Source organism: Haladaptatus pallidirubidus, from assembly GCF_020700235.1.
GTDB lineage: Archaea > Halobacteriota > Halobacteria > Halobacteriales > Haladaptataceae > Haladaptatus > Haladaptatus pallidirubidus.
Genome location: NZ_CP085304.1, coordinates 36,562 through 56,065 on the forward strand (window position 1 = coordinate 36,562; position 19,504 = coordinate 56,065).

20 protein-coding genes and 1 pseudogene are annotated in these 19,504 nt (G+C 53.8%); 10 read left to right on the forward strand and 11 right to left on the reverse strand.

Annotation, left to right across the window (positions count from 1 at the left end):
* Nucleotides 1-1,212: 1,212 nt before the first annotated feature.
* The 4 genes from LIX15_RS25560 (at nt 1,213) to LIX15_RS25575 (ending at nt 4,738) form a co-directional block, all read left to right on the forward strand.
* Nucleotides 1,213-2,469, forward strand: a complete 1,257-nt coding sequence (locus tag LIX15_RS25560; protein ID WP_227777977.1) for a Cdc6/Cdc18 family protein — start codon at nt 1,213-1,215, stop codon at nt 2,467-2,469.
* A gap of 459 nt (nt 2,470-2,928) precedes the next feature.
* Nucleotides 2,929-3,714, forward strand: coding sequence for a ParA family protein (locus LIX15_RS25565; protein WP_345413046.1), 786 nt, complete (start codon nt 2,929-2,931; stop codon nt 3,712-3,714).
* Nucleotides 3,715-3,779: 65 nt separating this feature from the next.
* Nucleotides 3,780-4,142, forward strand: coding sequence for a DUF8115 family protein (locus LIX15_RS25570; RefSeq protein WP_227777979.1), 363 nt, complete (start codon nt 3,780-3,782; stop codon nt 4,140-4,142).
* A 359-nt stretch (nt 4,143-4,501) separates the two neighbouring features.
* Nucleotides 4,502-4,738, forward strand: coding sequence for a hypothetical protein (locus tag LIX15_RS25575; RefSeq protein WP_227777980.1), 237 nt, complete (start codon nt 4,502-4,504; stop codon nt 4,736-4,738).
* A gap of 14 nt (nt 4,739-4,752) precedes the next feature.
* Here the strand turns inward: LIX15_RS25575 and LIX15_RS25580 are convergent, their stop codons facing one another.
* From LIX15_RS25580 to LIX15_RS25590, 4 genes are all read right to left on the reverse strand, one after another.
* A complete protein-coding gene (locus LIX15_RS25580) occupies nt 4,753-6,105 on the reverse strand; it encodes a hypothetical protein (RefSeq protein WP_227777981.1) in 1,353 nt (450 codons plus the stop codon).
* The gene (locus tag LIX15_RS25585) at nt 6,083-7,321 is read right to left on the reverse strand and encodes an RNA-guided endonuclease InsQ/TnpB family protein (protein ID WP_227777982.1); all 1,239 of its coding nucleotides are present in this window, start codon (nt 7,319-7,321) and stop codon (nt 6,083-6,085) included. Before LIX15_RS25585 ends, LIX15_RS25580 begins: the two co-directional genes overlap by 23 nt.
* Before the next feature lie 169 nt (nt 7,322-7,490).
* Complete coding sequence (locus LIX15_RS33005; RefSeq protein ID WP_265338454.1) at nt 7,491-7,613, reverse strand: hypothetical protein; 123 nt, start codon at nt 7,611-7,613, stop codon at nt 7,491-7,493.
* Between the two features lie 166 nt (nt 7,614-7,779).
* Entirely contained in the window at nt 7,780-8,172 is a 393-nt protein-coding gene (locus LIX15_RS25590; protein WP_227777983.1) for a HalOD1 output domain-containing protein, read from the reverse strand.
* Between the two features lie 407 nt (nt 8,173-8,579).
* On the opposite strand from LIX15_RS25590, the gene LIX15_RS25595 reads away from it, so the two are divergent.
* Nucleotides 8,580-9,116, forward strand: a complete 537-nt coding sequence (locus tag LIX15_RS25595; RefSeq protein ID WP_227777984.1) for a DNA polymerase domain-containing protein — start codon at nt 8,580-8,582, stop codon at nt 9,114-9,116.
* 337 nt (nt 9,117-9,453) lie between these two features.
* Nucleotides 9,454-12,117, forward strand: coding sequence for a lamin tail domain-containing protein (locus LIX15_RS25600; protein WP_227777985.1), 2,664 nt, complete (start codon nt 9,454-9,456; stop codon nt 12,115-12,117).
* Between the two features lie 471 nt (nt 12,118-12,588).
* Here LIX15_RS25600 and LIX15_RS25605 read toward each other — a convergent pair whose 3' ends face one another.
* From LIX15_RS25605 to LIX15_RS25620, 4 genes and pseudogenes are all read right to left on the reverse strand, one after another.
* On the reverse strand, nt 12,589-12,756 hold the full coding sequence (locus tag LIX15_RS25605) for a hypothetical protein (protein WP_227777986.1): 168 nt from the start codon (nt 12,754-12,756) through the stop codon (nt 12,589-12,591).
* 165 nt (nt 12,757-12,921) lie between these two features.
* Complete coding sequence (locus LIX15_RS25610) at nt 12,922-13,107, reverse strand: hypothetical protein (protein WP_227778105.1); 186 nt, start codon at nt 13,105-13,107, stop codon at nt 12,922-12,924.
* Between the two features lie 18 nt (nt 13,108-13,125).
* Complete coding sequence (locus LIX15_RS25615) at nt 13,126-13,524, reverse strand: type II toxin-antitoxin system death-on-curing family toxin (protein ID WP_227777987.1); 399 nt, start codon at nt 13,522-13,524, stop codon at nt 13,126-13,128.
* Between the two features lie 375 nt (nt 13,525-13,899).
* Nucleotides 13,900-14,175: pseudogene (locus LIX15_RS25620) on the reverse strand (DUF8008 family protein); the annotation flags it as partial.
* Nucleotides 14,176-15,443: 1,268 nt separating this feature from the next.
* Here LIX15_RS25620 and LIX15_RS25625 point away from each other — a divergent pair.
* Genes LIX15_RS25625 through LIX15_RS25640 form a run of 4 tightly spaced genes read left to right on the forward strand, consistent with a single transcriptional unit; the run spans nt 15,444 to nt 17,595 of the window.
* The gene (locus LIX15_RS25625) at nt 15,444-16,046 is read left to right on the forward strand and encodes a dihydrofolate reductase family protein (RefSeq protein WP_227777989.1); all 603 of its coding nucleotides are present in this window, start codon (nt 15,444-15,446) and stop codon (nt 16,044-16,046) included.
* A 3-nt stretch (nt 16,047-16,049) separates the two neighbouring features.
* A complete protein-coding gene (locus LIX15_RS25630; RefSeq protein WP_227777990.1) occupies nt 16,050-16,619 on the forward strand; it encodes a dihydrofolate reductase family protein in 570 nt (189 codons plus the stop codon).
* Nucleotides 16,612-17,226, forward strand: a complete 615-nt coding sequence (locus tag LIX15_RS25635; RefSeq protein WP_227777991.1) for a dihydrofolate reductase family protein — start codon at nt 16,612-16,614, stop codon at nt 17,224-17,226. Before LIX15_RS25630 ends, LIX15_RS25635 begins: the two co-directional genes overlap by 8 nt.
* An 18-nt stretch (nt 17,227-17,244) precedes the next feature.
* Nucleotides 17,245-17,595: an SRPBCC family protein gene (locus LIX15_RS25640; protein ID WP_265338457.1), complete on the forward strand. Its 351-nt coding sequence runs from the start codon at nt 17,245-17,247 to the stop codon at nt 17,593-17,595.
* A 70-nt stretch (nt 17,596-17,665) separates the two neighbouring features.
* On the opposite strand, the gene LIX15_RS25645 is transcribed toward LIX15_RS25640, so the two are convergent.
* The 3 genes from LIX15_RS25645 to LIX15_RS25655 all read right to left on the reverse strand — a co-directional run bounded on the left by LIX15_RS25645 (nt 17,666) and on the right by LIX15_RS25655 (nt 19,452).
* Nucleotides 17,666-18,778: a flavin-containing monooxygenase gene (locus tag LIX15_RS25645; RefSeq protein WP_227777992.1), complete on the reverse strand. Its 1,113-nt coding sequence runs from the start codon at nt 18,776-18,778 to the stop codon at nt 17,666-17,668.
* Between the two features lie 109 nt (nt 18,779-18,887).
* On the reverse strand, nt 18,888-19,301 hold the full coding sequence (locus LIX15_RS25650; protein WP_345413060.1) for an SRPBCC domain-containing protein: 414 nt from the start codon (nt 19,299-19,301) through the stop codon (nt 18,888-18,890).
* 4 nt (nt 19,302-19,305) lie between these two features.
* Nucleotides 19,306-19,452, reverse strand: a complete 147-nt coding sequence (locus LIX15_RS25655) for an SRPBCC family protein (protein WP_227777993.1) — start codon at nt 19,450-19,452, stop codon at nt 19,306-19,308.
* Nucleotides 19,453-19,504 lie beyond the last annotated feature (52 nt).

Genomic DNA, 19,504 nt, shown 5'->3' on the forward strand with positions numbered 1-19,504 from the left:
AATAGGTGGTCGGGGGGGAGGGTGTCTGTCCCGAGATAATCGCCCGAAGATAGGAAGGGTGTCTAACACAACCAATTTTGGTCGTGAAGGACGATGTCCCAAATTGTCCCGAGATTGTCACAGTGGACTATGTTATTGTTATATTCTTTATGGTATAGGTAAGGTAAGGTAGCAGGAAATGACTCTATAGCCCTAATCAAACCCAATCTGCGATTTACTATCTAGTATCCATTGTGTATATATACTAACACTCTCATTGTGTCTCTGATGGTATACACTCCCGACATATTATCTTAGGACAACCCCCCTCCCCCACTGAGTAGAGAATATCGTGATACTCGTAGCCGACATCCCGAAGCGAGAGTTCTGGTTCAGTTCCGATCTCTATCTCGTCATCCGATTTCCAACTCCCCCGGCACCTAAGGAAATAGTGGAGAGGGCTGCGGAACCTGCGGAAACGGTGGTGGGCATTCAGGAACCTCACGAGAACATCAGCGTCATTTTGTTAGTATCCTCTACTAACTCACGGACTGGTATTCCTGTTCACCACATTCACAAGAGAGTCACGTCCGTGGGATGGGTGTCAATCCGAGGGTCGCGAAGTCGTCCGGGTCGTACGTCAAAATATGCTCGGCGTTTTCACGGCGGGCATGGATGCTTATCAGATGATCAGTAGATCCGCTCTTGATTGCGGCTTGCGTTTGGATCTGGATCAGGTCCCGGCAACGAACCCTTGTTACTCGTGTTATATGTTGGAGAGGGTTTTGTGTGAGAACGCCGAGAGGAGATGAAGGTCGATTTCGACTGGAAAATCAAAAGGTGGATGGAAACCTCGGCAGTTGGAAGACCACCCGTGCCAGTACTGCCAGTAATAGCTTCGTTTAAATACCACTCTCACTCCACTATTGCCAGTAAAGGAAGGAAATAGATGGTAATAGTTGGCGGTGAGAACTATTCTAGAACAAAATACAGCAAAAACCGATTGTGGTTAATGTAGTACGGGTTTGGTTTTACTCACTAAGTATTAAAACTACCGTTTGCTAGAGAGGGGGTCACCGACCCCCTCCAATTGTTACAGAGGTTTTACTGGCAATAGTGGAGTGTGTGTGGTTTATAAGTCAAGTTAATACTGGCAGTACTGGTCGCACTGGTGGGTTAGTGGTTATACTGGAACCCGTGGTTTTATGGGTAATACTCTCAATGAGTATTCACATGGGTCGATTTAATCGAGAATCGTTCATCATCCGAGACAAGGACGTTCTTCGGGATGATTATCAGCCAGAAACGCTCGAAGAAAGAGATGAGGAACTCGATGAATACGCAGCTGCTCTCCGCCCTGTCATTCAAGGCTGGCAACCGAACAACGTCTTTCTCTATGGAGTTACGGGTGTCGGGAAAACCGCCGCTACTCACGATCTTCTCAAGGAACTCCAAGCATCCTCCGAAGAATATGACGACGTCGATCTCAATGTTATCGAACTCAACTGTACCGGTTGTACGACCTCTTACCAAGTTGCAGTGAACCTGGTGAATGAGATTCGTTCACCGACCCATCCACTCACGACGGTTACGTCTCCTCGAGAGCCGATGAGCGAAACTGGATACCAGCAAAAACGCATTTTCAACGAACTCTACAACGACCTCGAATCCATTGGCGGAACGATTCTCGTTGTGCTTGACGAAATCGATAATATCGGCAGTGACGACGACATCTTGTACGAACTCCCGAGGGCCCGCTCCCAACTTGATCTTGATGTGAAGGTCGGTGTTATCGGCATCTCGAACAACTTCAAATTCCGGGATAATCTGAGTCCGAAGGTCAAGGACACACTCTGTGAAGAAGAAATTCTCTTCCCACCATATGATGCGTCTGAGCTTCGGAACATTCTCCGGCAGCGTGCTTCTCTTGCGCTTCATGATGACGTGCTTGAGTCCGATGTGATTCCACTGTGTGCAGCCTTTTCAGCACAGGATTCTGGCTCTGCTCGACAAGCACTCCGATTACTACGGAAGGCTGCTGATATCGCAGAAAATGAAGCGATAGATGAGGGTGAGACGTTGATTTCAGAAGACCACGTTCGAGAGGCTGAACATCAAATCCAGCGTCAGCAGGTTGTAGAGGGAATGCATTCATTGACTCGCCAAGGGCAGTACGTGTTATTAACGGTGTGTCAGCTGGCGGCAAAAGGTGAGACACCAGAGCGTACAAAAATAATCTACGAGCGCTATTGCGAGGTACTTCGTAGTCACGGAAGTGATCCGCTGAAACGTCGCCGAGTGCATGACCACTTATCTGATTTGAGTTTGCACGGCATCCTCCGACTTGTCGATTCCTCAGGAGGGCGCGGTAACTACAACGAGTATGAACTCGATGTGTCGCTTTCATCGGCATTAGATGCGCTCGAAAGCGAATTAGGAGAACAAAAATCGATTCGAGAAACTGCCAAGCGAAATCGTATTCTCGATTGAGCGAGGAACCGATACAACCAGTACTGCCAGTATCCTCTCCACTTCTGCCAGTATTCCTCGACCAGTGATGCCAGTTTTGCCAGTACCCTCTCCATCCTTGCCAGTAAGTTTGGAATGGTGTTGTCTTTGGAATGTTTGTGGCGGGACCACCGTTGCCAGTATTCCACAGGATACCTGTGCCCCGTGATTTTATTGGCAATACTGGTGTGTCTGACGATTATGACTGATTATTGGTACTATTGAGAGCGGCTGAAGTCGCGAACTCGAAGAAATTTTCTACGTACTAGCGATTGGCTACCACCGAAATATGTACGATAGGCATCTGTAAACCCCGTTAATTCGATTATTTTCTTTTTGATGCATAAATGTCTGACGTAGGCTTATGTATATCTATATGCTATAGCTATATGCATGTCAAATAGACCAATTACAGCGTGCGGTTATATCGATAAAGGAGGTGTGGGGAAAACAACGAGTATCGGGCATTTCGGCGTAGCACTCGCCGAAGAAGGCTATGACGTTCTCCTCATCGACCTCGCCGGAAAACAAGGCGATCTCGCAAAACTCTTCGGCATTGTTGATGAGATAGACCCGGAAGATTGGCCCAACATCTCGACCGTGTTTCAACCGGAATGGGAACGTGTCGTTGAACAACTCGGCGATGACGCGATCGACCAGCTCATTCACGAGACTGCTGAAGGTGTTGATTTGATACCCGCCCATCAAGGTCTGGATTCGCTTGACATCGAACTCGAAAGCAAATACAGTGGTCCGAACAAGTACAATCGATTGGATGAGTTCATCACAGAGTTCATCAGCGGGCGATATGATGTCGTTCTCATTGACTTGCCGGGAATGGCGAACAATATCACCTACAATGGTGTGTGGGCGGCCCAACACGTGCTCACCCCTGTTGAAGCAGGCTCTTTCGAGGCAGATCAGGCACGAGCACTTCAATACGACCTGCAAAAGCTCTCTGATGGGTACGACCGTGATGTCTCATTAGAGATGATCATTCCGAACAAGATTGACATGCGCACAAAACTTGCGCGTCGTTACCTGGAGCAATACGAAGACGAATTCGGTGATGCACTCGCCCCTGAACCAGTGCCCATGTCTCAGGACATCAGAAATGCTACTGAAAACGGACAGACAATCTTTGCACTCGAAGAGCCGTCGGGAACCGCCAAGAAGGCTATTGACGCCTATCGGTCGAACGCCCGAGCCTTAGTCGAGCGAGTATAGCATATAGATATAGAGTATGGCTATAGAAAATAGATATAGGATTTGGGTACAGGAGATTGATATAGATGAGCAATGATGAACTCGAAGAACTGAAGAAGAGTACTCAGCGTGGTAGTCGTGTTGAAGAGGGTGCTAGCAGAAACTCTCGTGATTTCGTTGATGAGCTTGTGGATGCAATCGACGAGGTTCAAAACGGCGATGCGAGTAAAACGCTTTCACTCTACGATCCAAAACTTTCAGCAGTCATGGTCGCTCTTCAACGGGATCCTGAACAGTTGTCCGAGTGGGATATGGAGGAAGTGGATCGATCGGCTATCATCCGCACCGCATTGTGGCGTGGGTTAGAACAGTTGGATGTGGATGTCGAGGCGAAAAACAAGGAAGCCATCAAACGATATGCAACCGAGAATGCAGACAATCTTCTATAGCATATAGATATAGCATATAGAAATAGAGTATGGGTATAGAATGTAGATATGGGGTATGGGTATATTGAGTCTTCAGAAGGATTGAGTTGCCACAATCATCCAGTCTTCAACCGCTAGTGCGAACCGGACAAACCGAATTTACCCAATGTGCTGTTCACTTCCACTCTGGTTTGGTGAATATTTTATCCCTAGCTTGCAAACGGACAATTGCAGTTAGCGTAACCCAGTAGACGACGTGGATCACGTTCCCAGCCCATCCACCCACGTTGTTTGCTCCCTTTGCATCATACTCAATACACCGTTGAGCGTGTATTCTGTCCCAAGGATTTAGGTTACCAGGCGTGTAGCTGATTATATCTATGATCTCGAATCGGAGGCCGCCACTCACACCACTTGCGCAGGACGCTCTCGATGCACTGGCGAGTGCCGTTCCAACCGACGGGGAACTCACCTATGAGGACGCATATGATGTCTTGGCACAGGAAGAAGATTTGCAGCAGCCTGCTGCCGAAGATATCATCGAACAACTCTACATGCGGGGCCATTTGTATGAAGTCGAAGAAAAGCTCCGGTTGACTGATTACGGATCTGAATAGCGAAGGCGTCCTCGTCAGTGAGGCCAGACTGGATTGTCCGGTTCTGGAATCTCGTCAACGAGATCTTTTTCGAACGCTGACGCCCGCCATGCAATCACATTTTCTTTGCGCTGGATGTACTTCTCGTCTGTTTTGAGCCACCGAGCGATTTCGCTGTACTCATAACCAGCACACAGGAGCAGCATCACTGCGAAATCGAACCGATCGAGATTGCTCTCGTTTGCATCCGCGTCAATACGATCGATAAACGCAGCGGACGCATCTCGCATGAACGCCATTAAAATCGCATACAGCTCCTCATCGTCGAATCCAGAGAATTCGAATCCCGCTGTTATATTGAATGATTCGGCTGTGCTTTCTTCGACATTCCATCGGATGTCTTCGATTGTAGCACGTTCGCAGTCTTCGAGCGTGGCTAGCTTTTCTGGATGTTCTCGTTTCCACGTTGTTCTGGTATCGGTAATTGCCTCACCCTGTGCATGATCGATATACTCATCACATCCTCGCTTGGCGATTATCGACTCGATGTTTTTCCCTGATATTGTGAGAAGAATGTCCGCGCATCGGTCAGTCTTTTCTAGAATTCGTGCTATCTCCCGCCGAGATCCGAGATCCCCGAGTTCTGCTCGTTGTTGGGCGTCATGGACGAGACTATTGCGTCGGTCTTTTACTTCGACTAGTTCGCTGTGACGTCCTTCTTCTAGAATCTGAATATCGGCAAGGATCTCCAATCGCTTTGCATGCCCCACGCTTTGAACAAACTCGGAAATACTGTCAAGGCGAACTTCTTCTCGGAACAATTCGTTCAGGACTGTTTCGGTCGTCAGTTCTTCGATGAGTGCAGACGCAAGCAACAGATAAGAGAAAAACGACCGTTCGAGCTGTCCGTCCAAATCGCTTCCTGCTTGAAGCTGTTCTTTAACCTCGTCTCGTTGCTCAAGATAGTATTCCAGGACGTTATCGGAATGCCCGATGAGCGCATTCTGGCGCTCGACGTACGCAACGAGTAACAGCAATTCGTTCTCAAAGGGCGTCTCTTCGCTTAGTGCCTGGCACTTTTCGAGGATATTTGTCGGGAGGCGTCGGGTGAGGTAGTCAATGTCGTCGTAAACAAGTGGCGTGTTAGTGGGACAGTTGTCGATGATCGATTGGAAGTCTGAATTGTTGGTGAGTTGCTGGAGTGCGTCTCTGACTTCATTGACATCCAATTCGCTCAAGGGAGGCGAGCGATACATCGCACCACCAACAAACACTGTTGGGCCTTCGATGTCTTCGACTCTGTAGTCACCGATTGGTCTTAGTGAAACTGTGTCCGCATCAATCGCGAGTAAGCTACCACACAGCTTAACGGCCGTGGCATTCACCATGGACTCCCGCTCTAACCAAATCTGGTGCGGTTGTGACACCGCTCGCGTTCATCATTCCGGTGTTCAAGCGCACGCCTACGGGTGCGCCTCCTTCGCCAGCAGTTTGCTTGCCAAGGAGTCTAAATCCGATATTCTTTGCCGCATTGTAGTCCGCGTGGTTCTGATACCCACACTTCAGACATTCAAAGGTGTCCTGCGACGGACGATTGTCCTCGTGAGTGAAGCCACACGACGAACAGCGACGCGATGTATTTGCTGGATTCACCTGCCGAACCGTGATACCGCGTTCTTCAGCCTTGTACTCCACGTAGAAAAACAGACGCCGGAACGCCCATGCGTGAAGCCGTTTCGCACCGGGCATTCGGTCCCGGATATCCGTCAGGTCCTCGAAGGCGATATGCGAACACCCGCGTTCTTCGGCTTCGGAAACAAGTTCGTTCGACACGCGATGCAGCAGTTGCTCGAATCGGCCCGTCTCTTTGCGACCGACCGCTTGCATGTTCTCGTGAGCGTAGCGTGAGCCACACTGTTGGAGCGACGCACGCCGCTTCTCGTATTCGCGGTGCCAGTGGTCAAGTTCAGATGCCGACCAAAACACGCCAGTCGAAGTGACGGCGATGTTTTCGATCCCGAGGTCCACGCCGAGAACCGTTCCGTTCTCGCGTAGTTCGGGGGCGTCCACGTCAACCTTTGTTCTGACGTGAAGGTAGAATTCGTCCGTGGCGTCGCGGTAGTGAAGCGTCGCGCCAGTTGTCTCGTACTCGTCGGAAAGCAGGTACTGCGAATGTGGCGTTTCGCCGGGTTCATCAGGCAATACATAGTCGGCGGTGATTCGACCGTCAACAGTCGAGAGCGACGCGTGGTCGTCGTGAAATGTCGCGCTCCGTTTGTCGTATTCAAGGAATGGTGACGAGAAGTACGGAAGACTAGCGTTCTTCCCGCGTTTCCATTTCGCCACGACGGATTTCAACGTGTCTGCTGCACGGCTTCGTGCCGCTTGAACAAGGTTTGCGTGAAGCTCCGTCTCACGACGAACGTCGTCGTAAGTGCGGCTGTTGAGTTTGCCTTTGCTCGTTTCGACGTACCCATCGTCGTTTTCAGCGTTCAAAACCACGTAGTTCGCCGCCCAGCGGAACTGTCGGATTGTTTCGTGAAGAAGGTCGGCGTCGCTTTCGGTTACCGAAAGTTTGACTTGAACAGTTCGCCGAACTTCCATACATTATATGTAGTATCAATACTTATAAATATTAATTTATACCCGGGAGTCAGCCCCGTAGTAAATGGTAGTCCTACAGTCCAGATGGTTTTCTTTCTTCCGAGCTGTGGTATCTATGAAATTTCGATATCGGCGTCACTACACACGGGTCAGATCAGATAAAACGGAGTTATTCAACCTTCTCGTCGTACTCTTCCCACAGCGAATCTAGGTCTCTCCCCGTCTCTTCAGCGATGTGGCGCAATAACTGCGCTTTGTTTTCGAATCGCTGTAGTTGACCCTTCGTCCTCATAATCGGTAATTCGGGTTCCCTGGGTAATAAGCTAGGGGGATAGCACCGATCGCGAGTAGCTGTTTTTCTAATTCACGTCTCTTTCTTTGCGAGGTGGGCGGCATGGCTGAGGTTAGTATACTATACTAACCTACTGCTGTTCGACTCGCTATTCCTCTCTGGCCGACTACTTGTGTCGGAATTTCTCGCTAGCATCACTATGTGCTCCGAGCGATTCGTGGATGAGTATGGTGTAGTCGCTCCGAACGGTTACAAGATAGTCCTCGATCGTGAATCGCACCTCAACGTCACTCTGTTTCGACGCGCTTGCTTCGATGATGTTTTCGAGTGCATCTGGGTCCACGTATTCGTACAGCGAGAGCGTGGTCTGGCCACCTGCCGGCTCTATCACATCAATGAGTGCCTCAACGACACTCGTAATGAGTTCCGAACTCGATGATTCGAGGTCAATCGTCTCGGAGGCGACCAGTGCGTATTGCGGGGGTGAGCGGGGGCCAGACTGTTCGGTCGTGGAACCAAACCAGCTCGTTGTTTGCGTCGTCATTGGTTCACTTGCCATACTTTCTGTTAGCTCTCCAGATAGTTGAGTAACCGCCGATTACTGTCATATTTTGCCACTTGCGAGAAAAAATCAACAACAATATCAAAACAATCATAAGTTAATTGATCTTCTTGAAATAATATATAATAGAAACGATCTACGTCTGACAAAGTTATTTTATATTCGATATTGTTGGTGAAAATGCGCTCTCACAAAGGCTAATACGACGCCATACTCTGACGCCATCACCGAACAATATCGCCGTGATTGGCCGTGAGAGTGCATCTTCCCTCCTTTAGCTCCTTTCCAGTACATGAGTCGAGTTGCTGTCCATGTGTTCCGTGTCGAGAACCGAGCTTTTGGAAATCCAAATCGGAACAAATAGAAGATGTTGAATTCCGTTGCGTGATTCGGATGCTGGTGCGTTGACGAAGTACTTCGGGAAAGTCGCTGGCGAAGATGAGTACAAATATCGGGGGATCGAGTGTCGCCAGCGAAGTACGCCGTCGTATATCGACGAGGCACAGAAAGCATTGATTCGAGCAGTGGATGCGTATCGTGATCCAAAGGCAGTTTGTGAGGAACTGCGGTCGTGGGTTGATCGGCTGGAGCGCGGAGCGGTCGATCCGAATGAGTTGATGATTACGAATCGGGTTTCGAAAAAGCGGGAGGACTACACGCAATCGACGCGGAGTGTGGCGGCATTAGAGCGAGCGGCGGATTTAGGGTTAGCGCGTGCGCCTGGTCAGAGCGTCTCGTATGTGGTGGTCGATGATTCGAAGCGCTCGCGAGAGCGAGTGGCGTTGTCGAGTGAGGAGTTAGACGAGTATGATACCGGATTTTATCGAGAGTTGTTGGTTCGTGCGGCGGCTAGTGTAGTATCGCCGCTTGGATGGCGTGAGAAACGTATTGAGCAGTTCCTTTCGAGTCATGACGAAGTCAGCCTCAAATCGTTTCTCTAGCGAGTACAAGTTTAGAGGAGGGATCTGTTACACGCCTGCATCTCCATAGAACCAAAAATCATGCTTATGTCGAAACTCTCAATCAGTGATGTGTTCCTGATGTCGTGCTGAATAGAGGGCGTATAGTCTGCACGGTAGCTGTCGGTTGCGCCACCACGACTCAGTCGAACTGCTAAAATCGGTCCGGTTCCCGGCGGGATGGGGCCAGTGCGAAATAGTTAGCCTGCCAATATTTTATTCCGTTTGTCACAGAAATTACTTTTTACTGTACAAAGATAATAGTATATTAATTAATAAGGATATTTTTATACATTGATTCAGTGGGTCTACTCGTTTCATGCAACGCCGGAATTACCTCAAGTTGCTGGGCAGTACAGCAGGTGCTCTTTCGATAGGCGCACAACCGACCATCGCCGCCGATTCCGCACTCGACTGTGGCGTCTGGTACGACGGGGAAATCACCGACAGCATCGATGGCGACACGTTCGACGTGAAAGTGTACTCTAACAGTACGACCTACAACGTCCGCTGTCTCGGGATAGACACCCCCGAGAAGTCGGGCAACACACGGTACGAGAAGACCGAAGAGTGGGAATTCATTGAATCCATAACTCACCTCGAAAACTGGGGCAACAAAGCTAGTCAGTTCGCCAAGGACGAACTCCCGGTTGGCACGAAGTGTCAGGTCAAGCTTGACTGCCAGTCTGAGGAAATAGACCAGTACGACCGGCTTCTGGCGAAGATACGGTACGACCGCGACGCCAACGGCACGATGGACACCGTCTGGAACGAGTTGGCCCTCAAGAAGGGGTACGCGCGGGTATATGCCGCGAGCATGAGCAACACCGACGAGTATCTGGGTCACCAGGAGAGCGCCCGCGCCAACGGCAACGGAGTCTGGGGCGGTGCCGACGGATCGGCCTCAGAGTGGCGAAACAACGACGTGGCACAGACGTTCCATCCTCACACCTCCAGTATCAAGACCACGAACGGTCAAGTTGCGGATTCGAGAGTTCCGGTCTGGACCGAACCCGAGGCCGTGCAGGAGAATACTGGAAGCGGCACCATCGATTACAGTAGCGGCAACATCCCCATAGTCGGGGTGGATGAGACCAACAACCTCGCGTACTTCGGTGGCGTCCCCATCAACGAGAGCTGGGAGTCCGACTCCGACGCGCTGGAGCACTTCGTCTTCGTAACGAACCTCATTGACTACCTGAACAACAGCACTGACCCCTCGGGTCCGGTACTGGTCGATGGCGGACACCACACCTTCAATCAGGACAACGCGATTTCAGGCGAGGACGTTGCCTACTACCAGCGGTACCTCGAAGGCGTGGGCATCGAACTCCACAGTATCAACTCCTACGGCGACTCAACTGGCTACAGTCTGTCGGAGGCGCGGGCGCTCATCGCTTCCAGCAGTCCCGACGCGTGGACCAGTTCGGAGATAAACGAAGTGAACACCTTCATCAGTAACGGCGGCGCGGTCATCCTGATGGGCTCCGGAAGCGAATCTGCCAGCGAGCGGGCCACCCTCGACGACCTCGCGGCGGGCGTTGGGACCGACCTCCGGCTCAACTACGACGACGTTCGGGACGACACCAACAACGTCGGTAACCGTAAGCTCCTCAAGACGGCGAACCTGAATACGACGGACTTCTCGCTGTGGAGCGCCTACGGCAGTAGTTCGGGCGGCGGCACCGACGAGTCGGTCATCGAGTTCGGCACCGTCAACCAGTACCCCCACTCGACCCTCAACGACGAATACGTAGACGTGACGAACACCGGGTCCGCCGATCAGGACATGACCGGCTGGACGCTTGGGAACGCCGACGGCGACACCTACTCGCTCCCCGATAACTTCACGCTGACTGCGGGCGGCACCGTCCGGGTCCACACCGGGAGCGGCACGGACACAACAACCGACGGCGACCTCTACTGGGGCGCGTCGATGTTCCAATGGGACAACGACAGCGACACGGCATCCCTCTACGACGACACCGGCACACTGGTTCGGGATGTCTCGTGGTCGCTCGAGGATGTTATCATCCCGGCCATTGACGCTGCCAACGAGTGGGTCGATTTCAAGAACGTCAGCGCCGACAGCGTGGACATGACCGGTTGGATCGTCGAGGACGAGGCTGGCAACACCTACACCTTCCCCAGTGGCTTCAACCTCGCGTCCGACAACACGGTGCGACTCCACAGCGGAAGCGGCTCCGACACGACCACCGACCTCTACTGGGGTCGCAGCTCGAGCGTCTGGAACAACGACGGTGACACCACGTACCTCTACGATGCCAACGGCAACCTCGTGCAGAAGCGAACCTACCCTGCGCCGTACAGCGTCTCCGTCACGGACATGAGCCTCGACGGTTCGACCCTCAACGATGAGTGGGTTGACGTGAAGAACGACGGGTCGAGTCTCCTCGACATGTCCGGTTTCACGCTGGAGGACTCGGCGGGCTACACGTACAGCTTTCCCGACTCGTTCACGCTGAGCACAGGTGACACGGTGCGGGTTCACACCGGGAGCGGCACCGACACGATCACCGATCTTTACTGGGGTCGCGGCTCGGGCGTCTGGAACAATGACGGCGACACTGCCTACGTCTACGACGACAACGAGGTGCTGGCCGAGAAGCAGGCCTCCAGCAACCTTGGCAGTAGTTGCGGTTCGAAGATCTGTGTCGGCCAGATTAGCGAGGACGGTTCAACCCTCAACGACGAGTGGGTCGAGTTTGACAATACGGGTAGCTCAGATCAGGATATGACCGACTGGTCGGTCGAGGACAGCGCGGGCCACCACTACGACTTCCCGAATAACTACACCCTCACCTCGGGTGGCACGGTGCGACTCCACACCGGGAGCGGCACCGACTCCAGCACCGACGGCGACCTCTACTGGAGTTCCGGGTCGGCCATCTGGAATAACTCGGGCGACACAGTCTACCTCTACGACTCCAGCGGCAACCTCCACACCGAGAAGTCCTACTGAGACGGGCGTTCTCTCTTATTTCCGGTCGACTGGATTGCTTCTTTTCATGGCGGCGCAACCGACAGACTACCGTGACTACCATGGAGTCAGATCAGGCCATGACCCAGTCGAACTACTCCAGCAGCTCGGCCTCAAAGAGTACGAAGCGAAGTGTTTCGTCACCTTGACGCGGGTGCCAGAGGTGATAGCGAAGGACATCAGCGAACATTCGTGGCTGGCGCCCCAGTTGAAGACACGGACATTCGCACCGTACGCGAACGTTAGTGAGAGCAATCGATTACACCGTTGTAATAGAGGGGGATCGCGAACGCGACCCCCTCCATTTCGCAGAAATAGACGCAGAAAAAGACGCACTCCACCGTAGCCAACCCACTAGTACCACCGTGTGTCACCGGCAGTGCGATGTGAATCTCTTGTGGTGGTGCCGCCGAAATGGGGGTTCTTCGAACCCCCGTGATTACAATGCTATAATTAGCGCCCTCCGTTCCCTCCCGTGTTGGCTTCGTGTGCTCGCATCCCCCCGGCTAAGTCGGGATGGGCGAACGTGATTTCAATGTGATGCCTGCCAAGGCCCATTGCATCGTCCATACACAGCGTTCGAGATTCTTTGTAGGTCACGCCAGGGACGCGTTCGGCCATCTCCTCCATGACGCGATACCCGTCGTTTGTGTACGCACAACTATAGCGAGCTGTCAGTTCTCGATTGACCGTTCGTTAGTATTGGCTACTAACGCAAATGGCTTTCATCTCTTAGTAGTGTAGTCCTCGAATTGGTAGACGAACAGTATTCTTGTAGAACTGTAGTTACTCGTCCTCAAGAGCTGCGTAGATGTCAGCGTGACGGCGTCCGTCGAGCTTCCCCATCTCAAGGGCAATCTTTTGGCGCTCCTCGTCGCTCTCCGCCGACTGATACCGCTCGTACAGTCGGCGGACTTCTTTATCTATTGCTTCCGAGGAATCGGTGCTAGACGCCATTTCTGTTGTGAACATATTCTCTGTGGCCCTTTATCAGTTCCGACGAGCACACGCTCTGAAGTAGATGACTGCAGTCTCGGTATCGATCGCGGCTTCGTCTGTCGCAAACCGATGTAGTAACGCACGAATTTCGTCGCCGTATTCGAATGTGTATCCGTTCAACATATAAAAGACGACTACCGTACGAAGCGCCGTTCGTTTGTTCCCATCAACGAACGGATGATCTGCAACAAGCAGTCGCATCAGATGAACTGCTTTTTCGTGGACTGACTGTGGTACCTCTCCAAAAAATCCTTCCGAGACGTACTGAAGTGCAGATTTAATTGGCTCCTCCGATCGAACTCCTGGTTCCGTGCTCTTACCCTCCTTAACGACTTGCTCGTGGAGTTCGAGGATCAGCTCGATGGAAGGATACGTGACGTCCTCGCTCACATTACTAAGTCTCTCACGCCACCCGATAATCGTTCTGATGGACAATTGGTTTCTTAGCGAAGGAGACTCTCGTACTCCATTGTTTTTCTCGCACGCACTCCTGACATCGTCCTCAGAACCACTTCACGCTGTACTGAAAGTGACTTTCTCGGGTGATTCAATCACGCAGTTCCGACCCCAGCCACGGTGGCCGGTATCAGCTTTCCCCCTCCCGCTAGCTTCTAGCCGATAGATGCCGATACAACTACCGTACTTACGAGTAGCCGTACGGCGTCTGTCCCGAACTGTGTCAATTCGGGGCGTCCAATTCCGCGGTTGTGTGGGTGTTCGTGTTAGATTCGTGTCCCTCTCGGGCGTGTTTTCGTCCCGACCACGCTACTCTCCGGCAACCTCGTCTGTGGCCGGGCTATCGTCCGCGTCGTTGTTCGTGACCTCACCGGGAAGTTCGACATCGGCTTTCAGGACGAGCCGAGTCTCTTGGTAGCTCAATCCGTCTTTGGTTCGCTGGCATTTGATTTTCTCCAAGCGTCCATTCGAGAGTTCGTGCAGCGCGTCCATCGTCTGGTTTGATCTATACTCTGAAACTGACTCTTCTGTGATTTTCAGTGATCTTTGAGTTTCCGTGGATACCCACTCGTCACACCTGTTTGCTCGCTCTTCGTACCTCCCCCTTTCTTTGGACGATTTCCGAGGTACGAAAGCCTATATCACGGCCTTAAAATTGTATATATCAACGGAGGACAGATCTCAGCGTGTAAAATCGTGTTTGCGACTACTTTCGATCCCTGGAAAAGATAAATGCACCGAGCCCAGCCCTCTTCCTGCCAAAGACGGTATCTGCCGCCAATTGACTGTTTCATGTTTCCAATGCTATATGAAAATGGTCTCCAATCGTGCATGAAAATGAACGGTGGAAAATGGCTCACACTGCTCTATTCTCCAACGAGAGCGTCTCAATCGTATTTGCAAATCAGTCGATTCGAACAGTACAAACTAGCTATCTCGGAGTAGGTACTCAATATGATAGGACGGAGGAGATCATCCTCTTACAGCAAGTTGTTTCGTGCCGAGGCGTCGAAAGACCCGGCAGGTTGGCGATGGTAGTGAGTGAACCGATACAACGGGATATCGTTTCACTGGGGATGTGGGTGTACTCGAGAACAGTCATGCGCACGTAGAGCTGACTAAGACAGTGGAAGGTGATTTGCTGAAGTTCGTCCTGTGCAGTCGTCGTGATCGGTGAGGTCGTCAGGACAAGGTGTGGTGCGTTCCGTGTTGGTGGGTTCGTCTCTCTGACGGTGCAAGTCGTTCGCGGCAAGTCGGTATCCGTAATCCGAACGCGATCGCCTGGCGAAAGATGCTGGACAAGTGAATCGGCATCACGTGGATTCAACGGCGTCGGGGCATACCCACGCACGACTGCTCACCTCCGTTAGGGTTGACAACATCTTCGACAGTCGCATACGTGCGCAACCAGGCGTACTTCCCGGAGTACACGACCAGGTATTTCGATAGACCAATTATGACAGACAGCTGTGGATGAGCAATCATCGTCCTACGGCCCTGCAGCTCCTCGACGAGCGCCCGGTCGTGAATGAGTAAATGAGGTACCTGTCGTGCACGAGCTCGTCGACCGTGTCCGGATTTGCCTCGACCCACACGTTTTCATAGAACCGTTCAAGCGCTTGCTCGCTCTCGTTCGTTATCGTCTCGGAGTACCACCGAGTCCGTCATGGTGATTTTCGCGAACGTGTTACCTCCCGGCGAACAACCGATAGGCAGCCCAACGAATCCATTTAACCAAACGGTTAAGTACTCTTCTGTTGTCCATTCAGCTGGATGGTTGAACAAATGCCGGACGATCTCGATCTCGACGCGGTCTTCCAGGCGCTGGCCATCCACCTGGAGGAAGACGAAGAATGATCAACAGCAACACCGACAACGAATCACCACAGAGAAACCTGATTGTCTCCGAGTTCTTGACTCTCGACGGAGTCATGGAGGCGCCTGAAGAGTGGTCCTTCGCGTTTTTCAGCGAGGAGCAGCAGGAGTACAAGCACGACGAACTATTCGCATCGGGCGCGTTCCTGCTGGGCCGGACAACCTACGAGACGTTCGCGACAGCCTGGCCCGACCGAACGGACGAGACAGGCTTCGCAGACCGAATGAATAGTCTACCGAAGTACGTCGTCTCAACGAATCTCGAGGAAGCCGAGTGGAACAACTCTACGATCATCGACGGTGATGTCGTCGAGGAGGTTGCCGCGCTCAAGCAGGAGGATGGAAAGGACATCCTCGTCAACGGCAGCGGCGAACTTGTGAACACATTGATGGAACACGACCTCGTCGACGAGTACCGCCTCATGGTCCACCCAGTGGTTCAGAGCAGTGGCAAGCGCCTCTTCGAGAATGCGAACGAATCGACGACGATGAATCTCGTCGACACGGAGGCGTTCAGCTCGGGCGTCGTCGTGCTCACTTACGAGCCGGCCGAGGAGGATCACCTCGGGGAGGAGGTCTGAACGATGAGGAAGATAGTCGCAACGGAGTCCGTCTCGCTAGACGGCGTTATGGAATCGCCCGAGGAGTGGTCTCCAGCCTACTCGACCCAGGAGCTGGACGAGGCGAACGCGGCGGGGATGGCGTCGTCGGACGCGTTACTGTTGGGACGAGTCACCTACGAGGAACTCGTCGCCTTCTGGCCCACTCAACCCGACGACAATCCGATTGCGAAGTTCATCAACAATGTGCCCAAGTACGTCGTCTCGACGACGCTAGAGGATGTCGAATGGAACAACTCTACGATCATCGCCGGGAACGCTGAGGAAGAGATAGACGAGCTGAAGCAACAAGACGGTGATGGTATCGGGATCGTCGGTAGCGGCACGCTTGTCCGGTCGCTGCTTGACTATGGCCTCCTCGACGAGTTCGTGCTCAATGTCCATCCCCTGGTACTCGGGGACGGGAAGCGTCTCTTCGAGGATGTCGGCGAACGGAATGCCCTGAACTTGGTCGATTCGAAGACGTTCGATTCGGGCGTCATCTCGCTCACCTACCAGCCAGCAAAAACGGATGTGGAGGAAGCCGATGAGTAAAACCGAGACGACCGAAGAGAGCACGCGTGAGCAGACGAACGGACGGAAACTCGTTGTCGAAAACAAGGTCACCCTCGATGGGGTGTTCGACAAGCAAGCGGAGTGGCAGATGCAGTTCTGGGGGGACCCCGATGAACTGGTGCGCTACTCGAAAGCCCACATCACCGAGTTCGACGCACTGCTGCTGGGACGCGTGACGTATCAGGGCCTAGCCGCCGTCTGGCCGTCCATGACGGACGGCATGGGGTACGCCGACTGGATAAACAGCATCCCCAAGCACGTCGTCTCGACGACGCTGCATACGGACGAAATGGAGTGGAACGCACGCCTGATTACGGGGAACGTCACCGACAAAGTCGCCGCGCTGAAACGACAGCCCGGTCGGGACATCCTGATGGTCGGGAGTGGCGATCTGCTGAACACGCTGATGCAGCACGACCTCGTCGACGAGTATCGGCTGATGGTCCACCCGGTGGTCCAGGGCAGCGGCAAGCGCCTCTTCGAGGGCGCAAACGAGCCGACGACGATGGACCTCGTCGACACAGAGGCGGTCGGCTTGGGTGTCTTCGTGCTCACCTACGAGCCCACGACGGAGGATGGCGAATGAGCGACGACAACCAGCTGACTGTCCGGCGGACCTTCGACGTGCCCCGCGAACGCGTGTGGCGAGCGTTCACGGACCCCGACGAGCTGGCGCAGTGGTTCGTGCGGAGGCATGGAGGCGGAAGTCCACGCGCTCGACCCCGTGTCCGGCGGCGAGATGTCGGTGAGCTGGACGGCCGAGGAGCACCAGGTGGACAACGTGGGCACCTTCGAGGAGGTCGTCGAGCACGAGCGCCTCGTCACCGTCGAGGAGACTCCCCAGGGTGTGAACCGCATCACGTACGAGTTCCACGACGCGGGCGACGGAACCGAGATCGTCCTCACCCACGAACTCCCCGACGCCCAGATGGTCGATGGGGCCTCCGAGGGCTAGGAGAGCATCCTCGACAACTTAGAGGCCGTGGTCGCCGAGGACTGACCGACACCGAGACGCACGGGGTTGATCAATCCGTCTCGTCGGCGTCGGTCCGCGTTTGTATCTGGGTGGCGAGATACCGAGCATCAGCACCGACACCGACGAGCGTGGCCGAAAGGAGCGACCGCTGGAAGGGCAAGCCGAGGAAGTACAGGCCCGGTTCATCTTCCACGACTCCTCGGTCGTGGATAGGTGAGCCGTCGTCATCACGGCTCAGCCCTGGAACCTCGATCCAGCTGAAGTCCTGGCGGAACCCCGTTGCCCAGATCACGGCGGCCACATCGAGGCGTCGCCCATTGTTGAGACGCGGCGTACCGTCCACCACCCCCTTCACCCGGGGGACCCGCTTGACGCCTGCCTGTTGGAGGTCTTCGGGCGTGAGACGAATCAGCGGATCGCCTCCATCCTTCCCGCGGGCTTTCAGCTTCCGACCGACCCACGTGTCGACAGTCAGTAGGTCGCTGAACAGCCACTCGAAGAGGCATCCGTCGAACCAGAACAACCAGCGAGGGAGGTCATCGGAATCCCATTGCGGGAGGTGGCCGGTGTTCTGCCCGGAGAGCCAAACACATCGGTCAGCGGCGAGTTCGATGGCGATTTCGGCTCCCGAGTTGCCAGCACCGACGACGAGAACGTCCCCCTTGGGCAGCTGGTCGGGGCTCTGATACTCGCTAGAGTGGAGTTGGGTGATCGACGGGGCAAGTCCCGGCGCGAACCGAGGGACGTTCGGGTGGTGATATGGCCCGGTCGCCACTACGACGTGATCCGCCGCAATGCGCTGCGTTCCGGCATCCAGCACGTATCGATCGCCGTTCCGAATCAGAGACTCGACTGTCGTATCAAGCTGTACTGGCAGGTCGAACTGGTCGGAATACGCTTCGAGGTAGTCAGCCATTTCGTCTTTTGTGGGGAAGTAGGTGTTAGCAGCAGGGAACGGCATTCCCGGCAGGCTGCTGAGCCCGGCCGGGATAAACAGTCGTAATGAATCCCAGCGGTTGCGCCAGGCGTTGCCCACACGGCTCCCAGCGTCTAGAATTACGAACGAGTGGTCGTGTTGTGCTAAGTAGTAGCCCATGGCCAAGCCAGCCTGCCCCCCACCGATCACGACCGTCTCGACGTGTTGTGTGATTCTCTTCGTCATCGGTATCCCCGTACCCTCAGCGTGGTCTCGCTATCTGTTGCGCGGCGGAGCAACACGACAACGAATCCCCCGAGTACGAGATCGAACACGACGAGCACGAAGGATGTCATCAGCGCCCTCGATGGCGCCAAATTCTTCCTTCGCTTCGCGTTCGGTCGCCAATCCCGAAGCGCATCTGCATTGTAAGCTCCGTCTTACCGTCTTCTTGCTCGTCAAAGATTACCGACACCTGGAACTGTGATTCGCCTTCTTCGCTGCTGCGATGGATGTAGACCAAGCGCTCGGGCTCCACGACCTCGTCATAGACGATCGTGTTCTGGTATTCGTCACCCTCGGGGCCGGTCATCACGAATCGCCAGACACCACCCGGCCGCACGTCCAGCTCCTCGGTGGTTGTGGTGACTCCGTCCGGCCCCCACCAGTGCTGGACTTCCTCAGATGAAGTCCACGCCGCCCACACGCGTTCGCGTGGCACGTCGAACGTTCGCCGGATGATCAGACTCGTCTCGACGGTTTCGGTCATCGTTTCAGGCCCTCACAATGTCGGCGAGCTTCTTGAGCGAGTTGGTCAGGCCGTCCTCGGCGTCCTCGGGAACCGCATCGGGGATGTTTATCTGGTGGATGGCGACTTCGGTGCGGTCGGTGACTACCTGAAAGATGTTCCTGGCGGTCATCTCGCCGCTTGATGTCGTTCGTCGTTGTCAGCGATCCAATCATCTCGACTGT